This window comes from Thiolapillus sp. (assembly GCF_048562965.1).
Classification (GTDB): domain Bacteria; phylum Pseudomonadota; class Gammaproteobacteria; order Chromatiales; family Chromatiaceae; genus Thiolapillus; species Thiolapillus brandeum_A.
The window spans coordinates 1-2648 of record NZ_JBHNMF010000463.1 but is presented as its reverse complement, the minus strand read 5'-3'; the positions used below and the strand labels follow the sequence as shown (position 1 = coordinate 2648).

The window sequence follows — 2648 nt, the reverse complement described above, 5'->3', positions numbered from 1 at the left end:
ATATGACCCCGCGCGACAAAGAGATGGAACGCCTGCACCGGCTACAGAGACTGGAACACTACAATACCCGCGAAAGCATGGTACTCAAACGTAGCCATCTCCAGTATAAAACCGCAATGAACCGGAGCGAATCCCTTACACTACAACGCCTCCAGAGTGAGCAGTTCCCCGACGACACCACACAGGAACAGATCGACAGGGCTTACATAGGGTGGAGAAAACCTAAGAACCGTCGAAAGTACGCATCCTACCTGAGCGGCTGGGCCATTAATTCCACAGCGGCTAAAGTGCCCATGTTCTTTGAGCCCGCCTCAACCCGGTTCCAGATGCCTGCGAATGACGCACGGATACTCCGCCGTTGGCTGCCTACGCGTGAAGACGTCGTAGACATACTAAACCCCGGTAGATGAACACGCGCTCACTCATTGCAGGGGCTGCACTGGCGGGGATAGTAGGAATGGCTGCACTGAATACAGCGCAAGTCACAACGCCGCGTTTTGGGGGGCAGGTCGCCCACGGCCCGGTCTACATCTTTGGTAAGCGTGCATACTCCTACAAACTGTCCAGGTTTCTGACACCGGACCCTGCCAGATCCGAATACAGCAGCTATCTCTACGCAAAGGACAATCCCCTAAAGTTCCATGACAAGTCCGGGGAAATAGCCGTGGCCATCATAGCCTTCTTCACAGCGCTGATCGGCACATCCGCTATATCCGCCTCCCTCGCAGGGGGCGCAGGAGGCGCTACAGCGGGTGCTGTGACCGCAGCTACAGCATCTGCCACCGCGGCAGCTACCGCGACAGCCTCCGCTACAGCTGCCGGTGTGGCAGCCGGGGAAGTGGCAGCAGTCACCGGGGCAGCTGCCGCCTCAGCCACTGCGGGTGCCGCTGCCACAGGCGTAGCAACCGGGGCTTCCGTTGCCGCAGAAACCGCTGCTACAGCCTCCGCGGGCTGGGCTGTCATGGCTACCGGGGTTGAATCCGCTACTGCCAGTGCAGAGGCCGTGGGCCTGTCAGGGGGCGCCGCTGCCATGGGCGATACCGCCGATGCTATCGCTGCTGAAGCCGTCACGGTATCCGCCACAGAAGACTCCGTGAGTATGCTTTCAGGCACCTTCGCCACATCCTCCCTGGTGGATATCGGCGCTGAGAATACCACCAGTATCGCAGGGGAAGCCGTGATGGCACCTGCCTCAGAGGCCAGCTTCGAAACAGCAATGGCTACCGCACCCGAAGAATACGAAATGTCCCTTCTGGCAGGAACGCAGGAAGTCGCCCCTCTGGCAAACGCACAGATACAGGCCATCGGGCAGTCCGTACCGGGGTTCACCACGCTAAACGCAGCGCAGGCCACCTATCAGTCTGAGCTTTTGGAAACAGGAATCGCAACTACCTCTTTCAATAGTGAGGCCATTGCTGGTACAATGACTGAAACCGAAATTCAGCAATCAGTGGAAACAGGTGTAGCCTACTCAGCGGATACAACATCACCGTTGAGTACAGCAGGTACCGCCGGAACCGGTGTTACCCCCGCCGTCCCACAAACCCGTGCTGCTATCTGGCTGGGAAGACTGAAACGGTTTGTTAGAGACTCAATCATTTTCATGGGCATCGATGAAAGCATCGAAATTCCCGCACATGCCGCTAATCTAAAATAGGAGAAATACACATGCAACACGCAATTGATACCATCCGTACCCTCGTCCGTGTCTTCAAGAAGGACGCAAATAAAACACCATGCATGCTGCTCGATCTGGTAGACAGCACTTTGCAGGATCTGAGTGATGCCCGACACCCAGACCCTAAAGACGGTAAAACCTGGGCACGTCCACATACCTCCCAAGGGACCTACCCTGAGGATCATATTATCATTCGATCCGGTCCCGCTCTGGATGCGATCGATCACATGGTGAATTCCAAACACGATAACCAGCAGACCAAACTGGACAAGATCGACGAATACGTTAAGCTCGTTTCTCAAGTACTCTGCTAAACCAACATAGGGCCTTTTACTGACCCAAAAGCCTCACTGGGTCCTCCGGGTTAGCGACTCCCGGTGAGGCGGCGGTAGGAGGCCCTACCTTCCAAACATGATCTTCGACGCGACTTCCTTCTTCGTCAGATCATCCCACTCCTGAATAGCATCATACAGACCGCTGGCAGTATCCAGCGCCTGGTCAGCACCCCCTACCTGTGTCAGCACTGCTGCAAACTTCAGCACACCTATCACATCCCGCTTACTCACCTCAGCCTCTTCGTTCAAAAAGCTGGAAGATAACCGGCTCAGAGACATAACGCCGTGCTGTATCTCACCTATGACCGGCGTACTGCGGGATTGCCCCTGTATAGCCGCATTTACGATGTTCCCTAAGGGGAAAAGAGACAGTGTGCCGTCAGAAACCACGCGACCAAACGTACTCAGAATATCTGAATCTTCGTCATCTTCGTCATCTTCCCAGAGCTGCCGGATCAACTCCGCCGTGACCGCAGGGGCCATAGTGACCAGCATCAGCTGCAAATACCCGGCAGCTGTGCGCTTTGAACCGTACATCCGCGCCTGATTCAGAATACTGATCATCGGTGTCATGAACATGGTCAGGGTACGTAGCATGACATTCCGCTGGCGACGCATGATGAATGCCAGGTCCC

At 55.7% G+C, this 2648-nt stretch carries 4 protein-coding genes; 3 read left to right on the top strand and 1 reads right to left on the bottom strand.

The features are described 5' to 3' along the window. The 3 genes from ACOCD2_RS16370 to ACOCD2_RS16360 form a co-directional block, all read left to right on the top strand. Nucleotides 1-410: hypothetical protein (locus ACOCD2_RS16370; protein WP_419625795.1), on the top strand; the 410-nt coding region annotated here is incomplete at its 5' end. A 47-nt stretch (nucleotides 411-457) separates the two neighbouring features. Then, nucleotides 458-1657: an RHS repeat-associated core domain-containing protein gene (locus ACOCD2_RS16365; RefSeq protein ID WP_419590170.1), complete on the top strand. Its 1200-nt coding sequence runs from the start codon at nucleotides 458-460 to the stop codon at nucleotides 1655-1657. Between the two features lie 11 nt (nucleotides 1658-1668). Beyond that, on the top strand, nucleotides 1669-1992 hold the full coding sequence (locus tag ACOCD2_RS16360) for a hypothetical protein (protein ID WP_419625794.1): 324 nt from the start codon (nucleotides 1669-1671) through the stop codon (nucleotides 1990-1992). 84 nt (nucleotides 1993-2076) lie between these two features. On the opposite strand, the gene ACOCD2_RS16355 is transcribed toward ACOCD2_RS16360, so the two are convergent. Continuing rightward, nucleotides 2077-2648: hypothetical protein (locus tag ACOCD2_RS16355; RefSeq protein ID WP_419625793.1), on the bottom strand; the 572-nt coding region annotated here is incomplete at its 5' end.

Bases quoted from the DNA above. Each gene is read 5' to 3' on its own strand.
- ACOCD2_RS16365 (WP_419590170.1), top strand. From the start codon at position 458: ATGGCTGCACTGAATACAGCGCAAGTCACAACGCCGCGTTTTGGGGGG.
- ACOCD2_RS16360 (WP_419625794.1), top strand. From the start codon at position 1,669: ATGCAACACGCAATTGATACCATCCGTACCCTCGTCCGTGTCTTCAAG.